The 22865-nt window shown below is 67.2% G+C and carries 22 protein-coding genes; 7 read left to right on the plus strand and 15 right to left on the minus strand.

Annotation, left to right across the window (positions count from 1 at the left end):
* Positions 1 to 87: 87 nt before the first annotated feature.
* Genes AC07O0_RS18265 through AC07O0_RS18275 form a run of 3 tightly spaced genes read right to left on the minus strand, consistent with a single transcriptional unit; the run spans position 88 to position 5718 of the window.
* On the minus strand, positions 88 to 3450 hold the full coding sequence (locus AC07O0_RS18265; protein WP_494625107.1) for an error-prone DNA polymerase: 3363 nt from the start codon (positions 3448 to 3450) through the stop codon (positions 88 to 90).
* Positions 3447 to 4982 (minus strand): Y-family DNA polymerase, encoded by a 1536-nt coding sequence (locus AC07O0_RS18270; protein ID WP_494625108.1) that lies wholly within the window; start codon positions 4980 to 4982, stop codon positions 3447 to 3449. The genes AC07O0_RS18265 and AC07O0_RS18270 overlap by 4 nt, the downstream gene beginning before the upstream one ends.
* Positions 4900 to 5718 (minus strand): ImuA family protein, encoded by an 819-nt coding sequence (locus AC07O0_RS18275; RefSeq protein WP_494625109.1) that lies wholly within the window; start codon positions 5716 to 5718, stop codon positions 4900 to 4902. Before AC07O0_RS18275 ends, AC07O0_RS18270 begins: the two co-directional genes overlap by 83 nt.
* Before the next feature lie 174 nt (positions 5719 to 5892).
* Here AC07O0_RS18275 and AC07O0_RS18280 point away from each other — a divergent pair, with 174 nt between their 5' ends.
* From AC07O0_RS18280 to AC07O0_RS18290, 3 genes are all read left to right on the plus strand, one after another.
* Complete coding sequence (locus AC07O0_RS18280) at positions 5893 to 6894, plus strand: DUF808 domain-containing protein (protein ID WP_494625110.1); 1002 nt, start codon at positions 5893 to 5895, stop codon at positions 6892 to 6894.
* A 102-nt stretch (positions 6895 to 6996) separates the two neighbouring features.
* On the plus strand, positions 6997 to 7935 hold the full coding sequence (locus AC07O0_RS18285) for an AEC family transporter (RefSeq protein WP_494625111.1): 939 nt from the start codon (positions 6997 to 6999) through the stop codon (positions 7933 to 7935).
* A gap of 28 nt (positions 7936 to 7963) precedes the next feature.
* On the plus strand, positions 7964 to 9061 hold the full coding sequence (locus tag AC07O0_RS18290) for an NADH:flavin oxidoreductase/NADH oxidase (protein WP_494625112.1): 1098 nt from the start codon (positions 7964 to 7966) through the stop codon (positions 9059 to 9061).
* Between the two features lie 236 nt (positions 9062 to 9297).
* Here the strand turns inward: AC07O0_RS18290 and AC07O0_RS18295 are convergent, their stop codons facing one another.
* The 6 genes from AC07O0_RS18295 to epmA form a co-directional block, all read right to left on the minus strand.
* A complete protein-coding gene (locus AC07O0_RS18295) occupies positions 9298 to 9606 on the minus strand; it encodes a DUF1330 domain-containing protein (RefSeq protein WP_284172982.1) in 309 nt (102 codons plus the stop codon).
* Positions 9607 to 9608: 2 nt separating this feature from the next.
* Complete coding sequence (locus AC07O0_RS18300; protein ID WP_092155005.1) at positions 9609 to 9896, minus strand: DUF1330 domain-containing protein; 288 nt, start codon at positions 9894 to 9896, stop codon at positions 9609 to 9611.
* A gap of 139 nt (positions 9897 to 10035) precedes the next feature.
* Positions 10036 to 10743 carry an orotidine-5'-phosphate decarboxylase gene (gene pyrF / locus AC07O0_RS18305; protein WP_494625113.1) on the minus strand — a complete coding sequence of 236 codons (708 nt, stop codon included), beginning with the start codon at positions 10741 to 10743 and terminating at the stop codon, positions 10036 to 10038.
* Between the two features lie 122 nt (positions 10744 to 10865).
* A complete protein-coding gene (locus tag AC07O0_RS18310; RefSeq protein WP_494625114.1) occupies positions 10866 to 11540 on the minus strand; it encodes a DsbA family oxidoreductase in 675 nt (224 codons plus the stop codon).
* A gap of 39 nt (positions 11541 to 11579) precedes the next feature.
* Positions 11580 to 12644 (minus strand): lysine-2,3-aminomutase-like protein, encoded by a 1065-nt coding sequence (locus AC07O0_RS18315; protein ID WP_494625115.1) that lies wholly within the window; start codon positions 12642 to 12644, stop codon positions 11580 to 11582.
* Positions 12641 to 13705, minus strand: coding sequence for an EF-P lysine aminoacylase EpmA (gene epmA, locus AC07O0_RS18320; RefSeq protein ID WP_494625116.1), 1065 nt, complete (start codon positions 13703 to 13705; stop codon positions 12641 to 12643). Before epmA ends, AC07O0_RS18315 begins: the two co-directional genes overlap by 4 nt.
* A gap of 132 nt (positions 13706 to 13837) precedes the next feature.
* On the opposite strand from epmA, the gene efp reads away from it, so the two are divergent.
* Positions 13838 to 14407, plus strand: coding sequence for an elongation factor P (efp, locus tag AC07O0_RS18325; RefSeq protein WP_454026705.1), 570 nt, complete (start codon positions 13838 to 13840; stop codon positions 14405 to 14407).
* Between the two features lie 93 nt (positions 14408 to 14500).
* Positions 14501 to 15019 carry a DUF1993 domain-containing protein gene (locus AC07O0_RS18330; RefSeq protein WP_494625117.1) on the plus strand — a complete coding sequence of 173 codons (519 nt, stop codon included), beginning with the start codon at positions 14501 to 14503 and terminating at the stop codon, positions 15017 to 15019.
* Positions 15020 to 15158: 139 nt separating this feature from the next.
* Here the strand turns inward: AC07O0_RS18330 and AC07O0_RS18335 are convergent, their stop codons facing one another.
* Both AC07O0_RS18335 and AC07O0_RS18340 read right to left on the minus strand, forming a co-directional pair.
* A complete protein-coding gene (locus AC07O0_RS18335; protein ID WP_494625118.1) occupies positions 15159 to 16616 on the minus strand; it encodes a phospholipase D-like domain-containing protein in 1458 nt (485 codons plus the stop codon).
* A gap of 244 nt (positions 16617 to 16860) precedes the next feature.
* The gene (locus AC07O0_RS18340) at positions 16861 to 17526 is read right to left on the minus strand and encodes an MBL fold metallo-hydrolase (RefSeq protein WP_494625119.1); all 666 of its coding nucleotides are present in this window, start codon (positions 17524 to 17526) and stop codon (positions 16861 to 16863) included.
* Positions 17527 to 17824: 298 nt separating this feature from the next.
* On the opposite strand from AC07O0_RS18340, the gene AC07O0_RS18345 reads away from it, so the two are divergent.
* Together AC07O0_RS18345 and AC07O0_RS18350 are read left to right on the plus strand one after the other, a co-directional pair.
* A complete protein-coding gene (locus AC07O0_RS18345; protein ID WP_494625120.1) occupies positions 17825 to 18637 on the plus strand; it encodes an AraC family transcriptional regulator in 813 nt (270 codons plus the stop codon).
* Positions 18638 to 18810: 173 nt separating this feature from the next.
* Positions 18811 to 19608 carry an alpha/beta hydrolase family protein gene (locus AC07O0_RS18350; RefSeq protein ID WP_494625121.1) on the plus strand — a complete coding sequence of 266 codons (798 nt, stop codon included), beginning with the start codon at positions 18811 to 18813 and terminating at the stop codon, positions 19606 to 19608.
* On the opposite strand, the gene AC07O0_RS18355 is transcribed toward AC07O0_RS18350, so the two are convergent.
* From AC07O0_RS18355 to hpf, 4 genes are all read right to left on the minus strand, one after another.
* Positions 19609 to 19941 carry a hypothetical protein gene (locus AC07O0_RS18355; protein ID WP_494625122.1) on the minus strand — a complete coding sequence of 111 codons (333 nt, stop codon included), beginning with the start codon at positions 19939 to 19941 and terminating at the stop codon, positions 19609 to 19611. It lies immediately after the preceding gene.
* Positions 19938 to 21554 carry a fumarate hydratase gene (locus AC07O0_RS18360; RefSeq protein WP_494625123.1) on the minus strand — a complete coding sequence of 539 codons (1617 nt, stop codon included), beginning with the start codon at positions 21552 to 21554 and terminating at the stop codon, positions 19938 to 19940. Before AC07O0_RS18360 ends, AC07O0_RS18355 begins: the two co-directional genes overlap by 4 nt.
* Before the next feature lie 125 nt (positions 21555 to 21679).
* Positions 21680 to 22141: a PTS IIA-like nitrogen regulatory protein PtsN gene (gene ptsN / locus AC07O0_RS18365; protein WP_091833628.1), complete on the minus strand. Its 462-nt coding sequence runs from the start codon at positions 22139 to 22141 to the stop codon at positions 21680 to 21682.
* Positions 22142 to 22225: 84 nt separating this feature from the next.
* A complete protein-coding gene (gene hpf / locus AC07O0_RS18370; protein WP_494625124.1) occupies positions 22226 to 22816 on the minus strand; it encodes a ribosome hibernation-promoting factor, HPF/YfiA family in 591 nt (196 codons plus the stop codon).
* Between the last annotated feature and the right edge of the window lie 49 nt (positions 22817 to 22865).

Consider the following 22865-nt stretch of genomic DNA (forward strand, 5'->3'; position numbering starts at 1 on the left):
GGGCTGTCTCCTGGGGCCTGCAGTCGCACTGAAAGCGAGACCGACAATCTAGTCACGCCCATATCTGGATTGAATGGGCAGGCAGCCTCAATGGAAATCGCGCGATTTCGGCAGGATCCGGACATTGCGGGGATGGCGCGCCCGCGGGATCTGCGGATGCTGGAACTCGTCGGCGCGGGTCAGCACGATCTCGGCGCGATGGGTATCGGAGAGGCCCAGCAACTCAGCCGAGCGATCGACGACGCGCTTCGCCATCAGATGGACAACACCCTCCGGGCTCTTCTGCACCCTGCCCTCGACCAGGAGCAGCCGCGCCGCCATGACCTCGCGGCGGAAGCGCTCGAAATCGCGGGCCCAGAGCACGACATTGGTGATGCCAGTCTCGTCCTCCAGCGTGATGAAGATGGCATTGCCCTTGCCGGGGCGCTGGCGCACCAGCACGACGCCGGCGACGCTGGCCCAGGTTCCGTCGCGCGTCGCTGAAATCTGCGCGCAGCTGGCGACGCGCTCGCGGGCGAAACGGGCGCGCAGCAGGCCCATCGGATGGCCCTTCAGCGAGAGCCGCGCCGTCTGATAGTCGGCAACGACATGCTCGGCGAGCGGCATGGTCGGCAGCGCCATGATCCACTCAGCCCCGAGTTCGCGCGCCTGCGCCGCCTCGAACAGCGGTAGCGCCTCATCGTCCGGCAGGCGGCGCACCGCCCAGAGCGCTTCGCGCCGATCGAGCCCGAGCGAGCGGAAGGCGTCAGCATCGGCGAGCAGGCGCATGGCGCGCGCCGGCAACCGGGCGCGGCGAGCGAGTTCCTCGACATCGCGATAGGGCTCAGTACGAGCTTCGGCGAGGCGCTTCGCCCAATCTTCCTTGAAGCCGTCGAGCTGGCGCAGGCCGAGGCGCAGCGCCCAGCGGCTTTTCCAGCCCGGCGCTCCCGGCTCCAGCAGATTGTCCCAGGCGCTGGAATTGACGTCGATCGGGCGTGGCTCGACGCCGCCATTCTCCTGCGCCTCGCGGACGATCTGGGCCGGAGCGTAGAAACCCATGGGCTGCGAGTTCAGCAGCGCCGCGGCGAAGATCGCCGGGTGGTGGCATTTCAGCCAGGAGGAGACATAGACCAGCTTGGCGAAGGAGGCGGCGTGGCTCTCGGGGAAGCCATAGCTGCCGAAGCCCTTGATCTGCTCGAAGCAGCGCTGGGCGAAGTCGCGCTCATAGCCGCGCGCCACCATGCGCTCGACCATCTTCTCTTCGTATTGGCCGATGGTCCCAGCATTGCGAAAGGTCGCCATCGCCTTGCGCAGTCCGTTGGCCTCGATGTCGCTGAATTTTGCCGCGACCATGGCCAGACGCATGGCCTGCTCCTGAAAGAGCGGCACGCCTTCCGTCTTGTTGAGGACCTCGAAGAGTTCGTCATGCTGACCGTGCTCCGGCGAGGGCGACGGATAGGTGACGTCCTCGATCCCGGCACGCCGCTTCAGATAGGGGTGCACCATATTGCCCTGGATCGGGCCGGGCCGGACGATCGCGACCTGGATGACGAGATCATAGAGTTTTCGGGGCTTCAGCCGCGGCAGCATGTTGATCTGCGCCCGGCTCTCGACCTGGAAGACGCCGAGGGACTTGCCCTCGCAGAGCATGTCGTAGGTTGCCTTGTCGTTTTGGGGAACGTCGGCCAGTCCGAAATCCTCGCCCTCATGCTGGCGCAGCAAGTCAAACGCCTTGCGGATGCAGGTCAGCATGCCCAATGCGAGCACATCGACCTTCATCAAGCGCAACGCATCGATGTCGTCGCGATCCCATTCGATGAAGGTGCGCTTGTCCATCGCGGCATTGCCGATCGGCACGGTCTCGTCGAGGCGACCGCGCATCAGGACGAAACCGCCGACATGCTGCGAGAGATGACGCGGAAAGCCGAGCAAGCGCACGGCGAAGCGCACGGCCCGCGCGATCACTGGATTGTCGGGATCGAGCCCGGCCTGACGGATCTGGTTGCGGGTGATGTCGGAGCCCCAGCTGCCCCATTGCGTCGAGGCGAGGCGGGCGGTGACGTCCTCGGTCAGCCCCAGCGCCTTGCCGGCTTCGCGCATGGCGCTGCGCGGCCGGTAATGGATCACTGTCGCGGCGATGCCGGCACGTTCGCGGCCATAGGTCTTGTAGATCCACTGGATCACTTCCTCGCGCCGCTCATGTTCGAAGTCGACATCGATATCGGGAGGTTCACGCCGTTCGGTCGAAATGAAGCGCTCGAACAACACATCGCTTTCGGCCGGATCCACGGCGGTGATACCGAGCACGTAGCAGACGGCTGAATTCGCCGCCGAGCCACGCCCCTGGCAGAGGATACCCCGGCTCTCGGCGAATTCGACGATCTGACGGATGGTGAGGAAGTAACGGGCGTAATCGAGCTTCGCGATCAGCGTGAGCTCCTGCAGCAGCAGCCTCTGCACCTTCTCCGGCACACCATTGGGATAACGAATTTCGCAGCAGCGGCGGACGAGTTCCTCCAACCAACGCTGCGGTGTCCAGCCGGGCGGGATGGGTTCGTCAGGGTATTCATATTCCAGCTCGCCAAGGTCGAATTCGATGCGGCCGAGCAGGTGCTGCGTCTCCTCGATCGCTTCCGGCGCCTCCTTGAAGAGCCTCGCCATCTCCTGCGGCGGCTTGAGATGGCGCTCGGCATTGGCTTCGAGCAAGCGGCCGGCTTTGTCGATCGTGGTGCCCTCGCGGATGCAGGTCAGCAGATCCTGCAGGTCGCGCTGCTCGGGTGCATCGTAGAGCACGTCGTTGGTGGCGATCAGCGGCGTGCGGGTCGGCGCCGCGATACTTTTCAGCCGGGCGAGGCGGCGGCGATCGTCGCCGCGGCGCGACATGCTGGCGGCGAGCCAGACCGCACCGGGGGCGGCAGCATCTAGCCGGACGAGGATGTCGGAGAGGCCGTCGAGCCGGCGTTCCGGCAGGACGATCAGCAGGAGGTCGCGGGCATCGTTCAGCAGGTCGTCGAGGGTGAGGATGCACTCGCCCTTGGCGCCGCGCAGATTGCCTGTCGTGAGCAGGCGGCAGAGGCGACCCCAGCCGGCGCGGTTGGCGGGATAGGCGACGATGTCGGGCGTGCCATCGGCAAAGACGAGACGGCTGCCGGTGGCGAGCTTGAAGCCCTTCGCCATCGCCTGGAGTTGCGGCAAGGTGAAGGGCAGATCGGCGAAGGCCGGGTTCTCGACCCAGATGTATTCGCCGGGGCTGCCGCCCTCGCGGATCTTTTCGGGAGCCCGCACGCCGTCTTCGCGCAGATCGCGCAGCACACTCCAGGCCCGCACCACGCCGGCGACCGTGTTGCGGTCGGCGATGCCGAGACCGGTCTGGCCGAGCAGCAGCGCGGTCATCACCAGGTTCGGCCCGGGCGAGGCGCCACGCAGGAAAGAGAAATTGCTCGCAGCGACGGGTTCGGCGTAGGCGGTCATGCGAACAGCCCGTGCAGATACCAGCGCGGGGAGGTCGTCTCGCGGCCATAGAGGCCGGCGCGGAAGAGCCAGAAGCGGCGCCCCTGCGCGTCCTCGACGCGGTAATAATCGCGCGTATGTTCGCCGGGCCCGTCGCGCCACCAGTCCGGCGCGATCCGCTCCGGGCCCTCGGCGCGGGCGATCTCGTGCAGCACGCGCCGCCAGCGGAAGCGCAAGGGCGGCCCATCGGGTACCTCGGCCAGGGTCTCGACAGGCTGTGGCGGCTCGAAGAGCTGGAGCGGGCGGGCCGGCGGCTCGTCCGGCTGTGAGGTCGGCCAAGGCGTTTCCTCCGTCTTGCCGGCGGCTGCCGGCACCAGCGCCGCCTCGCGCTCGGGTTGGTGGCTGTCCTGCGCGACGAAGCGCAGCACGCGCTCGCGGCCGAAGCGGGCGACAAGCCGGTCGACCAGATCGGCCACCGCCTCCTCCTCGACGGCACGCCCGTCGAGGCTCGCTTGCGGCGTGCCGAGCGGCTCGCAGACCGGAACGGCAAGCCTGATCGCGTCATAGCCGAAGCCGGGATCGAGCGGGTCGGCCAGACTGTCGATGCGCTCGCGATAGAGCCGCAGGATCGCCGCGGCGTCGCGCGAGGGCCGGCCTGTCTCCAGCTGAAGCCGGCGCACCGCGCCATCGCTGCGGAAGAAGCTGACCTCGAAGGCGCGCCCGCCCTCGCCGCGCGCCTCGAGCAGACGCCCGGCCTCGCCGAGCAGGCGGGCAACGATCTGCTCAAGCCCGTCGGTATCCTGCAGCGGATCGGGGAAATGCCGCTCGACCACGCAATCGGGTGGCGGCCGCAAGGGCGTGATGCGCGCATCCTCATGGCCGCGGATGCGGCGCAGCTTGGTGACGAGCGCCTCGCCGAAGCGGGCGGCGAGCGTGTGCGAGGGCCGGCCGGCGAGATCGCCCAATGTCTTCAGCCCGGCGCGCGACAGGGCGATCACCGTCTCGGGCGAAGCCTCCAATGCCGCGACCGGCAGCGGCAGTGTCCGCTGCTCATCCTCGCCCGGCAGCGAGATGGCGCAGCGGCCGAAGCGGGAGAGCGCGCGGGCCGCCTCCGGCGTGCCGGCGATGCTGGCGAAGACGGTGAGACCGAGCCAATCCATGCTGCGGCCGACGCGCTGGCGCAGGGCCGCCTCGCCGCCGAAGAGATGGGCGCAGCCGGTGATGTCGAGCACCAGGCCATGCGGTGGATCGAGCGCGACGAGCGGGGTGAAGCGGTCGCAGAGCGCGGCGAGCCATTCGATCAGGCGCTGGTCCGCGGCGGGATCGGCCTCGACCACCGTCAGTTCCGGGATACGGGCGCGGGCATCGGCCAGGGTCAGGCCACGGGTCAGGCCGAGCGCGACGGCGCGCTGGTCGCAATCGGCGAGGCGCAGCGCGCCGCGATCCTTCTCGACCAGGACGAGCGGGCGCTCATCCGGTCCGGCGCAAGCCCGCCGGCGCAGGCGCTCGCTCGCCAGATAGGGAAACCAGAGGGCGAGATAGCGGCGCTGCATCCCTTTTGCCTCCCTCGCTCCCGATCCTGTCCCGGAAACATCGTTCGTCACGGTTCCACTCCACACGCCACTCACGCTCACCAAGGCCGCCGCGGTGGCGCAGCAGCCGCAATCCGAAGGCGGGATCGCCCGGAGCCTCCGCCTCCCGCGCTCGCGACGGCAAAGCGCGCACCTGCCAGCGCGTACTCGCGGCGCTGGGCTGCGGCTCGGCCGCCACCCGCAGCAGCAGGGTCAGAACGCCGGAGGTCTCAGCCGCCAGCGCCAGGCGGCGGCTGGCCGTCAGGTCGAACTGGCGCGGCGCGCCCCAAGGCTCGATCAGCGTCGCCCCGAGCGCAGCACAACGGGCTGCTTCCGCCCCTGCCCGCAGCGCCCCCTCGCCGTCCCGGACCCTGACCAAGAGGATCTGCGCGGGATCGAGCCCGAGCTCGGCCAGGCCCGGCGGGTGCAGGCGCCCGGCCTCGGCATCGAGGAAATCCTGCCGGACCCAGAGCACGGGCCGCGAGCCGGCAGCGCGCAAAGCCAGCGCCGCGGCGAAGCCCGTCGCGGCAGGAAGGTCTGCCCCGGCCGAGGCATAGACCTCATGCAAAGCGGCGCGCGCGAGGCCACCACCCAGCGGCTCGTCCAGCAAGGGCGATCCGAAGGCGACCCGCTCCACCGGCGAAAGCTCGCGCGCCAGCCCCGCCAGAGCGAGGCTCTGCCGCAAGGTAGCCAGGGATCGGGTGGAAGCGTCTGCCATTGGGGTAAGTGTTCACTTTTTGTTCCAAGCATAAAGCGACTCCAAACCGCTCTGGAGTCAAGCCCGCATCCGCTCGCGCTTGCCTGCGGGCAGCTCGCTGCTGTCATATCAAGGCAAACCGGATCGCTTATCAGCTGCGCGCCGCCCAGCCCGCGGCCTCGCCTGGAGACCGCCATGAGTTCGGGACTGTTCGCCCTTCTCGACGACGTCGCAGCCCTGGCCAAGGTCGCCGCGGCCACGCTCGACGATGCCGCGGCGCAAGCGACCAAGGCCGGCGCCAAGGCAGCCGGCATCGTCATCGACGATGCGGCCGTGACGCCGCGCTATGCCGTAGGCTTCGCAGCGGAACGGGAATTGCCGATCATCTGGAAGATCGCGCTCGGCTCGCTCAAGAACAAGCTGCTCTTCCTGCTGCCAGCGGCGCTGGTGCTGACGCTCGTCGCGCCCTGGGCGATCACGCCGCTGCTGATGATCGGCGGCGCCTATCTCTGCTTCGAAGGCTTCGAGAAGGTCTACGAGCTCGTCGTGCCGCATGCCCATCATGACGAGGGCGCCGGCGAGGGTGGCACCGACATCCTCGACGCCAAGCAGCTCGAGGAGCAGAAGATCGCCGGCGCGATCAAGACCGACTTCATCCTCTCGGCCGAGATCATGGCGATCACGCTCTCGACCATCACCGCCTCGTCCTTCTGGATGCAGGCGCTGGTGCTGGCAGTGGTCGGCCTCGGCATGACCGTGCTGGTCTATGGCGTCGTCGCTTTGATCGTGAAGGCTGACGATGCCGGCGTCGCCCTGTCGCGCAGCGGCATCCTTCCGGTCCGGCTGCTGGGACGGGGCCTTGTTGCCGGCATGCCACCCTTCCTCAAGGTGCTGAGCGCGGTCGGCACGGCGGCGATGCTCTGGGTCGGCGGCGGCATCATCATCCACGGCCTCGCCGGCTACGGGCTCGCCGGGATCGAGCATGCCATCCACGATGTCGCCGTTGTGGTCGGGCGCGCCTGGCCGGCGCTCACGGGCGTGCTCGAATGGCTGACGACCGCAGCCGCTTCCGCGGTGTTAGGTCTCGTCGTCGGCGGGCTCTGCCTCGTCGGCATGCACTTCATCGTCGAGCCGGTGCTGAAGGCCCGGCGCGGCAGTGGCGCGAAGACTGCAGCCGCGGAGACGGAGCGGCACTAACACGCCCAAGCGCAGGCCCCATGCGTCTGTGACAGCCGCGATAGCCGCCGAAATCTGCTAGCGCGGTAATACAAGCCCGCCGCGCGGGCGCTCGGTCCGCCCATGCTGCAATTCCTCGCCACCAGCACGCCCTTCTTCGCGGTGATCGGGCTCGGCGCCTTCACCGCCTGGCGCGGCCTGTTCAGCGCCGATGCGGTCAGGGTGTTCAACACCTTCGCCTTCATGGTGGCGACGCCGGCGATGGTGCTGCGGGTGATGTCGCGCCAGCCGATCGCGGAACTCTGGAACGGCGTCTTCTTCGCCGCGCTTGCATTGATCGGGGTCGCGGTGCTCGCCCTCGCCATCGCGCTGCAACGGCGTCTGCTCGGCCTGCCTTTCCCGAACGCCGTATCGCGGGGCCAAGCTCTGGTCGGCGGCAATTTCGCCTTCCTCGGCATCCCGCTGATGCTCGCCTTCCTCGGCGACAGTGCCGCGGCGCCGATCGCGATCGGCCTGATCTGCGATACCGCCCTGATCGTGCCGCTCTCGATCGGGCTGATCGAGGCCGGGCGCGGACAGGGTTCGCCGCTTGTGATCGCGCTCAAGCTCGTCCGCGGCACGATCGTCAACCCGTTCATGCTCTCGATCCTGGCCGGGATCGCGCTGTCGCTGAGCGGGGTCGCGCTGCCGGAGCCGGTCGACCGTTTCCTGCTCTTCCTCGGCGCCTCGGCGGCGCCGGTTGGCGTCTTCGCGCTGGGGATCGCCGCCTTCCAGTGGAGCCGCGAGGGCAGGCTGCCCCTGCGCGGCGTCCTGCCGCTGGTCATCGGCAAGCTCGTCCTGCATCCCCTGCTGACCTGGGCGGTGCTGGCGCTGGTCCTGAAGCTCGACCCGTTCTGGGTCCAGGCCGGCGTGCTCTATGCGGCGCTGCCGATCGCAGCCAATGTTTTCGTCATTTCCGAACGCTTCGACACCGACAGCCGCCCGATCGCGGCGGCGATCGTGATCTCGACCGCTGCGGCCGCCCTCACCTTCCCCCTCGCGATCTGGCTGATCTCGCCCTGAGCCGCCAACCGCCTGTCCGGAGACGCCCATGCCCAGCCAGCTCTTCCAGCCCTTCGATCTCGGCGGCCTTCATCTGACGAACCGGATCGTCATCGCGCCGATGTGCCAGTATTCGGCCGAAGACGGCTCGGCAACGGACTGGCATCTGATCCATCTCGGCAACCTCTCCCTGTCGGGCGCCGGGCTCCTGATCATCGAGGCGACCGCTGTCGAGCCCGACGGGCGGATCAGCCCGGACGATCTCGGCCTGTGGAGCGATGCGAACGAGGCGGCGCTGGCGCGCGTGCTCGACGCGGTCCGCCGCCATTCCGACATGCCGATCGGCATCCAGCTCGGCCATGCCGGCCGCAAGGCCTCGGTCTATTCGCCCTGGACCGGCGGTGGCCAGCGCCCGCTCGAGGATCGCGGCTGGCAGACACTCGCTCCCTCCGCCCTGCCGATGCAGGCCAAGGACCGGCCGCCACTGCCGCTCGACGCCGCCGGGCTGAAGCGGATCCGCGAGGCCTTCGTCGCAACGGCGCGCCGGGCGGTACGACTCGGCCTGCAGGCGATCGAGCTGCACTGCGCCCATGGCTATCTGCTGCACCAGTTCCTGTCGCCGCTGGCCAACCAGCGCGACGACGGCTATGGCGGCTCGCTGGAAAACCGCATGCGGTTCCCGCTCGAGGTCTTCGACGCGGTGCGCGAGGCGGTCCCGACCGCGATCCCGGTCGGCGTGCGCGTCTCCGGGACCGACTGGGTCGAGGGCGGCTGGGATGTCGCCCAGACTATCGCCTTCTCAGAGGCGCTGAAGGCCCGCGGTGTCAGCTTCGTCCATGTCTCCAGCGGCGGCGTCTCGGCCGCTCAAAAGATCGCGCTGTCGCCGGGCTATCAGGTGCCACTGGCCCGGGCGGTGAAGGCGGCAACGGGCGTGCCGACCATCGCCGTCGGGCTGATCACCGATTACGAGCATGCCGAGGCTGTCGTCGCCGGCGGCGATGCCGACATGGTCGCGCTCGCCCGCGGCATCCTCTACGAGCCGCGCTGGCCCTGGCATGCCGCCGCCCATCTCGGCGCCAGCGTCAAGGCGCCAAAACAGTATCTGCGCTCGCAGCCGAGCCGGTTCCGGACGCTGTTCGAGAGCTGAGGGCGGGCCGTCATTCCGGGGCGACGCGTCAGCGTCGAGCCCGGAACCCATGACCACGACGCCGTTCCAGTTCGTCATGCTCGCCCTTGTGGCGAGCATCCACGTCTTGAACACCGCGCTCGCCGACGAAAGACGTGGATGGTCGGGACAAGCCCGACCATGACGAAGACGGCAATGTTCATGGGTTTCGGGCTCAGCCCTACGGACTGCCTCGGAACAACGCGAGAAGGCCGGGCTCAATCGCCCGGCTGCGCACCCTCGTAACCCTCGATGATGACGAGATCGACCGGGCCGACCTTGGCGAGGTGCTGCACCGCCGCCTGGTATTCCGGCGACTCATAGCAGGCGCGCGCCGTCTCGATGTCCTTGAACTCGATGACGACATTGTGCTTGCGGCCCTCGCCGCGGGCGAGCTTGTACTCGCCGCCGCGGACGATGAACTTGGCGCCGTATTTGGCGAAGGCGATCGCGTTGAGCGAGCGATAGGTGGCGTATTCCGACTCGTTCTGCACGTCGAGGCGGGCGATCCAGTAGCCTTTGGCCATAGTCAGGCCCCCTCGACCGCGATCAGGTCGATCTCGCCGGCGCCCTCGCGCAGCTTGCGCGCCTCGGCATATTCGGCCGAGAACAAATAGGCCTTGGCCGTGGCGTAGTCGGGGAATTCGAGGACGACATTGCGGGCCACGCCCACGCCCTCGCCGACCGTCATCTGGCCGCCGCGAACCAGCGGCGTGCCGCCATATTGCTTGATCGCCTCGGAGGCCTTTGCGGCATAGACCGCCCATTGCGTCGCATTGGTCACCTTGGCGCGACCGATCACATATCCCTTGGGCATTTGCCGCTTCCGTATCCGGTGGAAAGGAGCGGCAGACTATCGCATCGGACCGAAAAGTGGACCCCACTTTTCGGAAGGCTCCGATGCGACAACACTATGATAGATCATCGTGATCGCGTCCGTTCGGACGCGCGATGATCTAGGCGGCGCCCGCGATCTCGTCCATGACCGCCGCCGCCGCTGCACGCGGGTCAGCCGCGCGGATGATGGGACGCCCGATGACGAGATGGTCGGCGCCGGCGCGGATCGCCTCGGCCGGAGTGAGCGTGCGCTTCTGGTCGCCGACGGCGCTGCCGGCAGGCCGGATGCCAGGTGTTACGATGGCCATGTCTGGGCCGATGACGCCACGCACGATCTCGGTCTCGGCGGCAGAGCAGACGATGCCGTCGACGCCGGCAGTGCGGGCCTGCTGGGCGCGCATCCGCACGAGATCGCGCACCGCGAGGCCGTAGCCGGCATCCTTCAGGTCGCCATCGTCATAAGAGGTCAGGGCGGTGACGGCGAGCAGCTTCAGCGCCGCCTCGCCGCGCCCCTCGACCGCGCCGCGCATGGTCTGCGGATAGGCGTGCACGGTCAGGAAGGTGACGCCGAGCTTGGTCAGCGATTCCACGCCTTCGGTGACGGTGTTGCCGATGTCGTGCAGCTTGAGGTCGAGGAAGACCTTCTTGCCCTCGGTCACGAGCTGACGGGCGAGGTCGAGCCCGCCGGCGAAAGCGAGCCGGTAGCCGATCTTGTAGAAGCTCGCCCCGTCGCCCAGCGTCGAGACGATGCGGTAGGCATCCCAGACCGTCGGCACGTCGAGCGCGACGATCATGCGGTCCCGGAGATCATTGATCTTCTGCGTCATCGCCTTGCCCTCCACCTGCTCCCGAGGTGAAAGGCACGATTCGAGTTGCCGCGCAAGAATTATCTCATTTTTGAGACAGATCTTCTTTTCGATCTGAGCGCAAAGGCGTGCCGCGGAACGCGTCAATCATCCTCGTCATGAGGCTTCGCCGCCAGCACCTGCGCGAAAACCTGGGTCCAGACTTCCGGCGGCTGGGCGCCCGAGACCGCGAGCTTGCCGTCGACGATGAAGAAGGGCACGCCGGTGACGCCGACCTTCTGGGCATGCGCCTCAAGCCCGATCACGGTCTCGCGCAATTCGTCATTGGCGAGCTCGTCGCGCGCCGCCTGCTCGTCGAACCCCTGCTCGCCGGCGATGGCGACCAGCGTCTCGAGATCGCCGATGTCGCGCCCGTCCTGCCAATAGGCCTTGAACAGCGCCGCGGTCATCTCGCCGCCGCGCTGCACGGTCGCGGCGGCAGCGACGAGCATATGCGCCATGCGCGTGTTGACGCTCTTCGTGACCTTCGCCCAGTTGAAGGTGACGCCGCTCTCCAGCGCCGCCTCGGACAGGCGCAACTCGATCTCGCGGCGCTTGCCGGGGCCGAACTTGGCGTCGAGATAGGCGGTGCGGTCCATGCCGTCAGCCGGCATCTCCGGATTGAGCTCATAGGGCAGCCAAGTGATGGCCACACGCTCGGTGAGATTGTGATTGGCGAGCGCGGTTTCGAGCCGGGTCTTGCCGATGAAGCACCAGGGGCAGGCGATGTCAGAGACGATCGCGAGCGGCAGCTTGTCGGGCGCGGAGGGGGTCAGCATGGCCTTCAATCCTTCGCGGAGCGCCGCGGCGGGGCAGCGTCAGGCCGGCGGATAGGCGTGGAGATCGCCATGGCGATCCTCCGCGAAGCCTTGCGCGCCGGGCGTCTCGCAGCCCGAAAGGAAGGCGGGTCCGACCGGAATCTTGCCGGCCCCGCCAGGGATGTCGAGGATATAGGTCGGCTGGCACAGGCCGGAAAGGTTGCCGCGCAGGCTTTTGACCAGCGCCTGCCCTTCCGCCAGCGACAGCCGGAACTGGCTCGTCCCCGGCGCGAGATCGGGATGGTGCAGGTAATAGGGCTTAACCCGGTTCTCGACGAAGGCGCGCATCAGCGCCGACAGCGTCCCGACATCGGCATTGACGCCCTTGAGCAGCACGCTCTGGCTGATCAGGACATGGCCGGCATCAGCGAGCCGCGCCAGCGCGGCCTGCGAGTCCGCAGTGAACTCGCGCGGATGGTTGGCATGGACGGCGATGTAGCTCGCCTTGCCCGGGATGCGCAGGGCACGGGCATAGTCTTCGGTGATGCGCTCGGGCTGGACCATCGGCACGCGCGTATGCCAGCGCGCCACCTTGATATGAGGGATCGCGGCGAGGCGCTTCGCCACCTCGCGCACCCGCCTTGCCGAGAGGATAAGCGGGTCGCCGCCGGTCATGATCACCTCCCAGATCTGCGGGCGGGAGGCGAGATAGATGAGCGCAGCGTCGAGTTTTTCACCCGTCAGCGCATCGCCGCCGGGGCCGACCATCTCGCGGCGGAAGCAGAAGCGGCAATAGACCGGGCAGGCATGGACCAGCTTGAGCAGGGCCCGATCCGGATAGCGATGGACCACGCCCTCGACCGGCGAATGCGCCTCGTCGCCGATCGGATCGGCGAGTTCTTCCGGCAGGGTCGTCAGCTCGGCCGCGGCGGGAATGAACTGGCGGGCGATCGGGTCGGCGTCGTCGGTGGGATCAATCAGCGCCGCGATCGCCGGAGTCACCGAGACGGCATAGCGCTTCGCCACCTCAGCCAGCGCCGCATGCCTTTCGGGCGCGACGAGGCCGCGCTCGACGAGGGCGTCGAGCGTCCTGAGCGGCTGGCCGGGCGGCTGGTGGATCGTCATCGCCCTCCCCTGCCCGGTTCCGCGACCGGCGTCCAGAGCACGTCCTCGATCCGGCGCGCGCCGGTGGCGAGCATGACCAGCCGGTCGAAGCCGAGCGCGATGCCCGAAGCTTGCGGCATCGCCGCCAGCGCGGCGAGGAAATCCTCGTCGATCGGATAGCGCTCGCCATAGATGCGCTGCTTCTCCTCCATATCAGCCTCGAAACGCCGGCGCTGCTCGTCCGGGTCGGTCAATTCGCCAAAGGCATTGGCCAGCTCGACGCCGCAGGCATAGAGCTCGAAGCGTTCGGCGACGCGCGGATCGCCGGGCTTGGGCCGGGCGAGCGCCGCCTCCGAGATCGGGTATTCGCACAGGATGGTGGCGCGGCCGCGGCCGAGCTGCGGCTCGATTTTCTCGGAGAGGATACGGCTGAAGATGTCGGACCAGCTGTCGTCTTCGGCGAGGCGGATGCCCGCGGCTTGTGCCTGCGCGGCCAGCGCCGCGCGGTCGGTTGCACCGTCACCGGCAATGGTCGCCATCAGGTCGATGCCGGCATGGCGGGCGAAGGCCTCGTGCAAGGTCACGCGCTCGGGCTCGGCGAAGGGATCGACCTCGCTATCGCGCCAGCGCAGGAGAGTCGTACCGGCGGCACGCGCGGCCTCGGCCAGCAGATCGGCACAGTCCCGCATCAGCGCCTCATAGCCTTCGCCGGCGCGATACCATTCCAGCATGGTGAATTCGGGATGGTGCAGCGCCGTGCGCTCGCGATTGCGGAAGACGCGGGCGAAATCGAACAGGCGCGACTCGCCGGCGGCCAGCAGCTTCTTGGCGGCGAATTCCGGCGAGGTGTGTAGATAATAGGGATGGCCAACGCCGGCATCGTCGATCAGCGTGGTCGAAAAGCCGTGCAGATGCGTCTCATTGCCGGGCGAGACTTGCAGGATCGCGGCTTCGACCTCGATGAAATCGCGCGCCTCGAACCAGCGCCGCAGCGCCGCCTTGATCCGCCCCCGCGCCAGAAGCGCGGGGCGCCGGTCGGCATGGACGTCCGGCCGCCAGAAGGGCGGGTGGGTCTGGCTCATCACATCTCTCTGCGGCGAAAGCCGTGCAAACCGGCCTGCGCGCTTCCGTTTACGTCCCGAATGCGGTAGTGGCGCGACACAGGAATTCGCATAGCGCGCGGATGAAGCCCGCGCCAGCCAAGGAAAATCCACGTGGTCAAGGTCATCGCCTCCTCCGTCCGCAAGGGCAACGTCCTCGAGCTCGACGGGCATCTCTGCACAGTCATCTCGGCCGAGAGCTTCTTCCCGGGCAAGGGCACGCCGACGACGCAAATCGACATGCGCCGCATCGCCGACGGTGTGAAGATGACCCAGCGCTACAAGACGACCGAGCAGGTCGAGCGCGCCTATGTCGAGGATCGCGACTTCACCTATCTCTATCAGGACGGCGAGCAATACGTCTTCATGAACCCCGAGACCTACGACCAGATCCCGGTCGATGGCGACGTGGTCGGCGACATGGCGCCCTATCTCCAGGAAGGCATGAAGGTCACGCTCTCGGTGTTCGAGGACCGGGCCGTCGCGATCGAACTGCCGCAGCGCGTCACGGTCGAGGTCGCCGAGACCGAGCCGGTGACCAAGGGCCAGACGGCCTCCTCCTCCTACAAGCCGGCGATCCTTACCAATGGCGTGCGCACCGCCGTGCCGCCGCATATCGGCGCTGGCACCCGCATCGTGGTGATGACCGCCGACGGCTCCTATGTCGAGCGCGCCAAGGACTGACGCCGACACCCGCTGACATCGGCGGCAAAAGGCTTATATCGACGAACGCAGCGGGCCCTTTCCGGGCCCGTTTTCGTTGGTGAGGAATCCTCGATGCCGCTTTCCGCCTATGACGCCGTTTTTCCCGGTTTCGTGCAGACCCTGAAGGCGCTCGACGCCATCCTCGACAAGGCGGTCACCGAGGCGTCCGAGCGCAGGATCCAGGCCGAGGTGCTGCTGTCGAGCCGGCTCGCCCCGGACATGCTGTCCTTCACCCGCCAGATCCAATTGATGTCGGATTTCGCCAAGAACGCTGCGGCGCGGGTGAGCGGGACCGAGAATCCGCGCTTCCCCGACGAGGAGAAGAGCTTCGAGGAGCTGAAGGCGCGCATCGCGAAAACCCTCGCCTTCATCGCCTCGGTCGACAAGGCGGCGCTCGATGCCGGGCTCGCCAAGGACGTGACCTTCCCGCGTGGCCCCTCGGCCACCGTGACCATGAAGGGCGCCGACTACCTCATCCGCTTCGCCGTGCCGAACTTCTATTTCCACGCCACGACCGCCTACGACATCCTGCGCGAGAACGCCTTCCAGATCGGCAAGCAGGACTTCTTGAAGGGCGTGTTCGAGGGCTGAGACCCGCACCGCACCGTCATGCTCGCCCTTGTGGCGAGCATCCACGTCTTGAACACCGCATTTCCCGAAGGAAGACGTGGATGGTCGGGACAAGCCCGACCATGACGGCATGGGGCCTGCCCCAGACAGCCGCCAGCCCTCACAAATAGGGCGAGCAGAGCCAGAGCATCCGGTCGAGCAGGCGCAAGGGGAAGGGCCGCGAGCGCAGCCCCTTCAGCGTGACCGGGCGCGCCCTTGCGATCGCGGCATCGACGCGCTCTTCGATACCGCGGGCGAAGCTTTCGTCGAGCACTTCGAGGTCGATCTCGAAATTCAGCCTGAGCGAACGCGCATCGAGATTGGATGAGCCGACATAGGCCCAGGCGCCGTCGATCGCGAGCAGCTTGGAGTGGTCGAAAGAGCCGGTAGCGCGCCAGATCCTGCAGCCATCCTTCAGCACCTGGTCGAACTGCGCCCGCATGGCGCGATCGACCAGGACGAGATTGTTGACGTCGGGCACGACGATGTCGATGGCGACGCCCCGCCGCGCCGCCGTGACCAGCGCGCTGATCAGCTCGCGATCCGGCAGGAAATAGGGCGACATGATCCGGATCGAAGTCCGTGCCACCGAGAAGGCGCCGATCAGCAGCTTGTGGTTGGTCTCCAGGCTGGCATCCGGCCCCGAGGCCACCGCACGCATCAGGACGTGCGGTCCATTTGACGCCGCTTGAGGCGTGACCGCCCAGGCATCGCCGGCGAGCTCCTCGCCCGAGGCGAAACGCCAATCCTCGGCTGCGACGCCGAACAGATCCTCGACGACCGGGCCCTCGACGCGGAAATGCGTATCGTGCGCAGCAGCTTCGCCGGCGAATTCGGTGGTGAAGCCCTGGCGGATGTTCATGCCGCCGGCGAAGGCGATGCGCCCGTCGACGACCAGCAGCTTGCGGTGCGTGCGCAGGTTCGCATAGGGCAATCTCAGGCCGACGATGATATTGCCGTTGAAGACATCGACCGGCACGCCGCCCTTCTGCAGGTGGCCAACGATGCTCGGCACCGAATAGCGCGCGCCGACGGCATCGATCAGCACGCGCACCGCGACACCGCGCCCGTGAGCCGCGATCAGCGCGTCGGCGATGCGCAGGCCGAGCGGGTCGCGATCGAAAATGTAGGTTTCGAGGATGATCGAGCGCTCGGCCGCCGCGATCGCCGCGATCATCGCGGCATAGGCCTCGTCACCGGTCCTGAGCACCGCGATGGCATTGCCGGTCTTGAGATGGCGAAGCGTCGCCTTGTCGCCCAGGGTCTTCAGAGCGGCGAACCGGCGCCCGACATCGCCGGCGACCTCGGCATCCGAGACCTCGAATGTCTGCGCAAGCGGATAGGCGCCGAGTTTCTGCCTGCGCTGCGAGACGATCGAGGCGCGGCGGATGCGGTTGATGCCGCCAACCGCATAGACCAGCGGACCGATGATCGGCGAGAGCACGATGACGCCGACCCAGCCAATGGCGGCGCGGACCTCGTCCTTCGTCATCGCTGCATGGCTGGCGGCGACCACGGTTAGCACCAGCGAGGCGAAGCCGAGGATATGCGGCCAATAGGCGGAGAGAATCTCCCACATATCAGCGACTATCGCATGGGAAACGTCAGCGGCAATGCAGGCGGCGCCGGACGCACATTCGGACGTTCACCGCGCTGCCCCTTGTAAAGGCAGGATCATAATCCCATATCCGGGTCACGGTGATGTCGAGGGCGTTCCACAGCCCTCCGTCCCGTTGAAGACGGCCATGAGCCCGAAGGTAGCGACGCCGGATGTACGCGCGCCCTTCCGGACATGGCCGTTGGCGTTTCTGGGCACCGCAGTCTTACTGCGAATTCCCCTGCAGGAACGGATTGGTCTGGCGCTCCTCGCCGAGCGTGCTGGCCGGGCCGTGGCCGGGCAGGAACTGGACGTCGTCGCCGAGCGGCAGCAACTTGCCCTTGATCCCGCCGATCAGGTCCTTGTGATTGCCATAGGGGAAATCGGTGCGCCCGACCGAGCCGGCGAAGATCGTGTCGCCGGCAAGCAGGAAGCGCAGGTCCTTCTGGAACAGCGTGACGTGTCCGGGCGTATGCCCCGGCACATGCTGGACGGAGAATTCGATATCGCCGACCGAGACGCTGTCGCCCTCAGCGAGCCAGCGCGTCGGCGTCACCGCCTGCACACCGCGCATCTCGAACATCAGCCCCTGCTGCGGCAGGGCGTCGAGCAGGAACTTGTCGGCCTGGTGCGGACCGATGATCGGCAGGTTGAGCACGCCGGCGAGTTCGCTCGCGCCACCGGCATGGTCGATATGGCCATGGGTCAGCCAGACCGCGACCGGCGTGACGCCGAGCTCCGTCAGCGCGCTGCGGATGCGCTCGACATCGCCGCCGGGATCGACGACCGCCGCCTCCTTGGTGCGCGTGCACCAGACGATCGAGCAGTTCTGCTGGAAGGGTGTCACCGGCACGACGGCGATGCCGAGCGGGGAGGTCATGTCGTCAGTCATTCCATCATCCCGTAGTCGTTCAAATCGAACCCGGCAGTGCAAACGGCAGGGCACTTGCGTGACTGCCATACTCCAAACGCCTGCTCGCCCAAACCCGTTTGGCCGGCTGGTCTTCGAAGCCAGGAGACGACGGCATTCACATCCGCGAGGCAATTTGGGATGCAGGATGCGGCAATGGACCGACCCGCATCCGGGCACTTTAGCAAAAGCAGCTAAGTTTTCGGCGCAGCGATAGGGCAGGCTGTCAGCCATGGTCAGCGATCGAACAGAACAGGATTATCGTGCCCGGGTGGCTCGCGTGGTCGCAGCCATCATCGCCGATCCGATGGCCGAGTTCAGCCTCGACGCTCTCGCGCGCCTCGCCAATTTCTCGCCCTTCCACTTTCACCGCGTCTATGCCGGTGTCGTCGGCGAGACTGTGGCCGCCACGATTCGCCGCGTCCGACTGGCCTTTGCGACCCGCCTTCTGACCGGCTCCCATGAAAGCGTCACGCAAGTGGCGCTGGCGGTCGGCTATGACAGCCCGCAAGCCTTCACACGCGCCTTTCGCGAGTTCACCGGGCAGTCGCCCCGCGCATTCCGACAACAGATGAAGCAGGCCTTCGTTGCTGCCGAAATGACGCCGCTGCTCCCGGGCGACCCAACCCTGCCGGCGGTCGCGATCGTCGAGCGACCGGAGCGACAACTGCGCGCATTGCGGCACGTCGGATCGTTCGCGACCATCCCCCATACGCACCGACAGTTGCGCCTGCGCGCCGGCCCACGCGTCATCTCGGAGAAATGGGGCGCCTCATTCGGCAGTCCACAACACGCCGGCCGCTTCAGATACTACGCCGCCATCGCCTCGCCCGATCCCTGGCCAGAGAACTCGGACATCGAGACGCTGGAGATCCCCGGCGGCCGCTATGCCGTGCACCGCTTGGTCGGCCCATACACCCGGATCAACGCCGCGGCACAGGCCATCTATACGAGATGGATGCCGGCCAGTGGCTATGAGCCGGACGATCGGCCGACGCTGGAGCACTATCTCGATACATCGTCGCGCGGGATCACGCCCGCCGCCCTGCGCACCGACCTGTTCATCCCCATCCGCAACGCGAGCCCGCCATGAACCTCCGTCGTCTTGTCTCCTGCATAGCATTTTGCGTTGCAGCCTCGCTGACGCAGGCTGCCGGGTTCAAGCCCGTCGAAATTCCTGCCGAAGAAGGACACCAGCCACTCAAGGGAGCCGTCTGGTATCCATGCACCCAGCCAAAAAGCGAGGTACGGCTAGGCCCTTTCGCCATGTCCGTCAGCATGAATTGCCCGCTCGCTGGCGAGAAGCGCCCGCTCATCGTGGTCTCGCATGGCAGGACCGGCAGCTTCCTCGGACATCGCGATACGGCTGAGGTTCTGGCCGATGCCGGCTTCATCGTCGTCGCGATCAATCATCCCGGCGACACCAGCCTGGACCAGAGCCGGACGCGCGAGTTCTCGGTCTTTGTCGAACGGCCGGCCGACATCAAGCGCGCGATCGACTACATGCTCGGCTCATGGCCCGATGCGGCCATGATCGATGCCGGGCGCGTCGGCTTCTTCGGCTTCTCTCGCGGCGGCTATACCGGGCTCGTCGCCATCGGCGCCAACCCTCAGTTCGGCAAGCGCCTCAGGCTCTGCGAGGGCAAGAGCGACCCGCTCTGCGAGCAGGTCCGCATGGGAGCGCTCCCCGAACTCAGCCATGATGCCCGCATCAAGGCGGCGGTTATCGTCGACCCGCTGAGCGTCTTCTTCACGCAGGAGAGCTTCAAAAACGTGCGAGTTCCGCTTCAGCTCTGGGGCTCCGAACGCGGCGGCGACGGCGTCACTCCGGAGAGTGTCGTGGACATAGCAGGCTGGCTGCCGACGAAGCCCGATTTTCGCGTCGCACCTGGCTCGCAGCATTTTTCCTTCCTGCCGCCCTGCCCGGCCGAGATGGCCCAATCGGCCGGCGAGCTCTGCAGCGATCAGCCCGGTTTCGACCGGGCCGCGTTCCATGCCGATTTCAACGCGCGCGTGCTCGCCTTCTTCAGGGCGCAGCTCGGCCAGCCGCCAGAGATCAGATAGTCAGCGCCGCCCGCAGCGATTGGCGAGCAGTACGCGGTAATCGGCGAGCGACTGGTCCATCTGGGCGACGTTCTCCTCGCGCTCACGACCGGTCTGACAGGTGGCGAAGACGGAACGCGCCTTCTGCACGAAGGCGACATGGTCACGCCAGGCGGCGCATTGCGTCGCCTGGTCGGCCGTGGCGACCTGCTGCATGCGATATTGCCGCTGGCGCATCGCCGCCTCGTTCTGGAACAGGTCGCGCGTGCACGTCGCCGGAACGGGACGGGGCTGCGCCAAAGCGAGAGTCGGAACCAGGGTCAGCAGGATGGCGGCAGCGGCACGAACGATCATCCGAGATTCAGCTCCTTGAAGAAGTCGTTGCCCTTGTCGTCGATGACGATGAAGGCCGGAAAATCCTCGACCTCGATGCGCCAGACCGCCTCCATGCCGAGCTCGGGATATTCGAGCACCTCGACCTTGCGGATGCAGTCCTGGGCGAGGCGCGCAGCCGGGCCGCCGATCGAGCCGAGATAGAAGCCGCCATGGGCCTTGCAGGCCTCGCGGACTTGGGCCGAGCGGTTGCCCTTGGCCAGCATCACCATCGAGCCGCCGAAGGACTGGAACTGGTCGACGAAGGAATCCATCCGGCCGGCCGTGGTCGGGCCGAAGGAGCCGGAGGCGAAGCCCTGCGGCGTCTTGGCCGGGCCGGCATAATAGACCGGGTGGTTCTTCAGATAGTCCGGCATGCCCTGGCCGTTCTCCAGCCGCTCGCGGATCTTGGCATGGGCCGAGTCGCGCGCGACGATGATCGTCCCGGTCAGCGAGAGCCGGGTCTTCACCGGGTATTTCGTCAATGTGGCGAGAATCTCGCTCATCGGCCGGTTGAGATCGATCTTGACGACGTCGCCGCCGAGCTTGGCCTCGTCGATCTCGGGCAGGTACTTCGACGGATCGGTCTCGAGCGCCTCCAGGAAGATGCCGTCCCTGGTGATCTTGCCCTTCGCCTGGCGATCGGCCGAGCAGGAGACGCCGAGGCCGATCGGCAGCGAGGCACCGTGGCGCGGCAGGCGGATGACGCGCACGTCATGGCAGAAATACTTGCCGCCGAACTGGGCGCCGACGCCGAGCGCCTGCGTCAGCTTGTGGACCTCCTCCTCCATCTCGAGGTCGCGGAAGGCATGACCGGAGGGCGATCCCTTGGTCGGCAGCGCGTCGAGATATTTGGTCGAGGCGAGCTTGACCGTCTTGAGATTCTGCTCGGCCGAGGTGCCGCCGATGACGATGGCGAGGTGATAAGGCGGGCAGGCGGCGGTGCCCAGCGTCAGGATCTTCTCCTTCAGGAACGCGATCATGCGATCCTTGGTCAGGAGCGATGGCGTCGCCTGGAAGAGGAAGGTCTTGTTGGCCGAGCCGCCGCCCTTGGCGACGAAGAGGAATTTGTAGGCGTCCTCACCCTCGGCATAGATGTCGATCTGCGCCGGCAGGTTGGTCGCGGTGTTCTTCTCCTCGAACATGGAGAGCGGTGCCACCTGCGAATAGCGCAGATTGCGCTTGAGATAAGCGTCGTAGACACCCTCGCCGAGCGCCGCCTCGTCGTCGCCTTCGGTCCAGACCTTGCGGCCCTTCTTGCCCATGATGATCGCGGTGCCGGTATCCTGGCACATCGGCAGCACACCGCCGGCGGCGATATTGGCGTTCTTGAGCAGGTCGTAGGCGACGAAGCGGTCGTTTCCGGTCGCCTCGGGATCGTCGAGGATCTTGGCGAGCTGGGCGAGATGGCCCGGACGCAGCAGGTGATTGATGTCGATGAAGGCCTGCTCGGAGAGCCGCTTGATCGCCTCGCGCGAGACGCTCAGGACCTCGCGCCCGCCGACCGTCTCGACCGAGACACCCTCGTTGCCGAGCGAGCGGTAGGGCGTCTTGTCCTCGCCGAGGGGGAAGAGATCGACATGGGTATAGGCCATCGGCGGGGCTCCGCGGTTCGACGGCGCCGCGCGGGGCGCCTCTTTCGCCGCGTCATAGCCCCTCGGGGCAACGCCTCCAAGCCCAGACTGAAATCATTCCAAGTCGCGACGGCGACGCGGCCCGTTCAGGCTGCCTTGGCAGCGGTCTCCGCCAGAATGGCATAGATCGCCGCCGGGTCATGCGCGTGGCGCACCTGCTCCAGCACCGCCTGGTTGCGCAGCACGCGGGCGACGCGGGCCAGTGCCTTGAGGTGGTCGGCCCCCGCCCCTTCCGGCGCGATCAGCACGAAGATGATGTCGACCGGCTGGCCGTCCAGCGCCTCGAAATCGATCGCCTTCTCGGCGCGGGCGAACAGGCCGACGAGCCGGTCGATCCCGGCCATGCGGCCATGCGGGATCGCGATGCCATCGCCGATGCCGGTCGAGCCGAGGCGCTCGCGCTGGAGCAGGGCTTCGAACAGCTCGCGCTCGGGCAGGCCGGTGAGGAGGGCAGCGTGCTGCGCCAGTTCCTGCAGGGCTTGTTTCTTGCTGTTGGCGCGCAACGGCGAGATCACCGCATCGGGCCGGAGAAGATCGGTCAGCGTCATAGGCCAATCCATGCATGTCCCGTGCCGGAACGCGGGCGCCGCCCGCATCCCGGCCGGCACCCGAACCCCATCAGCGGCGGGACTTCAAGAAAGAGAAGCCGGCGGATCGATCCAGCCGATATTGCCGTCGCGGCGGCGGTATACGACGTTCATGCGGCCATTGCCAGCATGGCGGAAGATAACCACAGGCGCGCCGGTCAGATCGAGCTCGGCAACCGCATCGACGACCGTCATCTGATGCAGGGATTTGGTCGATTCCGCCACGATTACCGGATTCTCGCCAGCGTGATCGGCCTCGTGCTCCTCGATGTCGTCGTCCGGAGCGGCGATCACATAGCTGGGGATTTCCATCAACGGCTCACGCCCATTGGCCGCAGCGGCGGCGCGATCCTTCAGTCGGCGCTTGTAGCGGCGCAGGCGCTTCTCGATGCGCTCGGCCATCTTGTCGAGGCTGGCATAGGGATCATGCGCGGTGGCGGAGGCTTCGAGCGTGATGCCGGAGGACAGGTGCAGGACGCCATCGGTCTTGAAAGCGGTACCGTCCTTGCCGACGGTGATGTGTCCCTGATAGCCGCCCTCGTAGTACTTGCTCAACGCTGCGGCGACCCTGGTCTCGGCTTGCCCACGCAGGGCTGCGCCCACGTCGAGATTCTTGCCGGAGATTCGCAAGCTCATGGAGTGCTTCCCCTTCTTGTCGCCATGGCCAGTAGCCGACCATCCCAAG

This window comes from Allobosea sp. GW821-FHT10B12 (genome assembly GCF_059415545.1).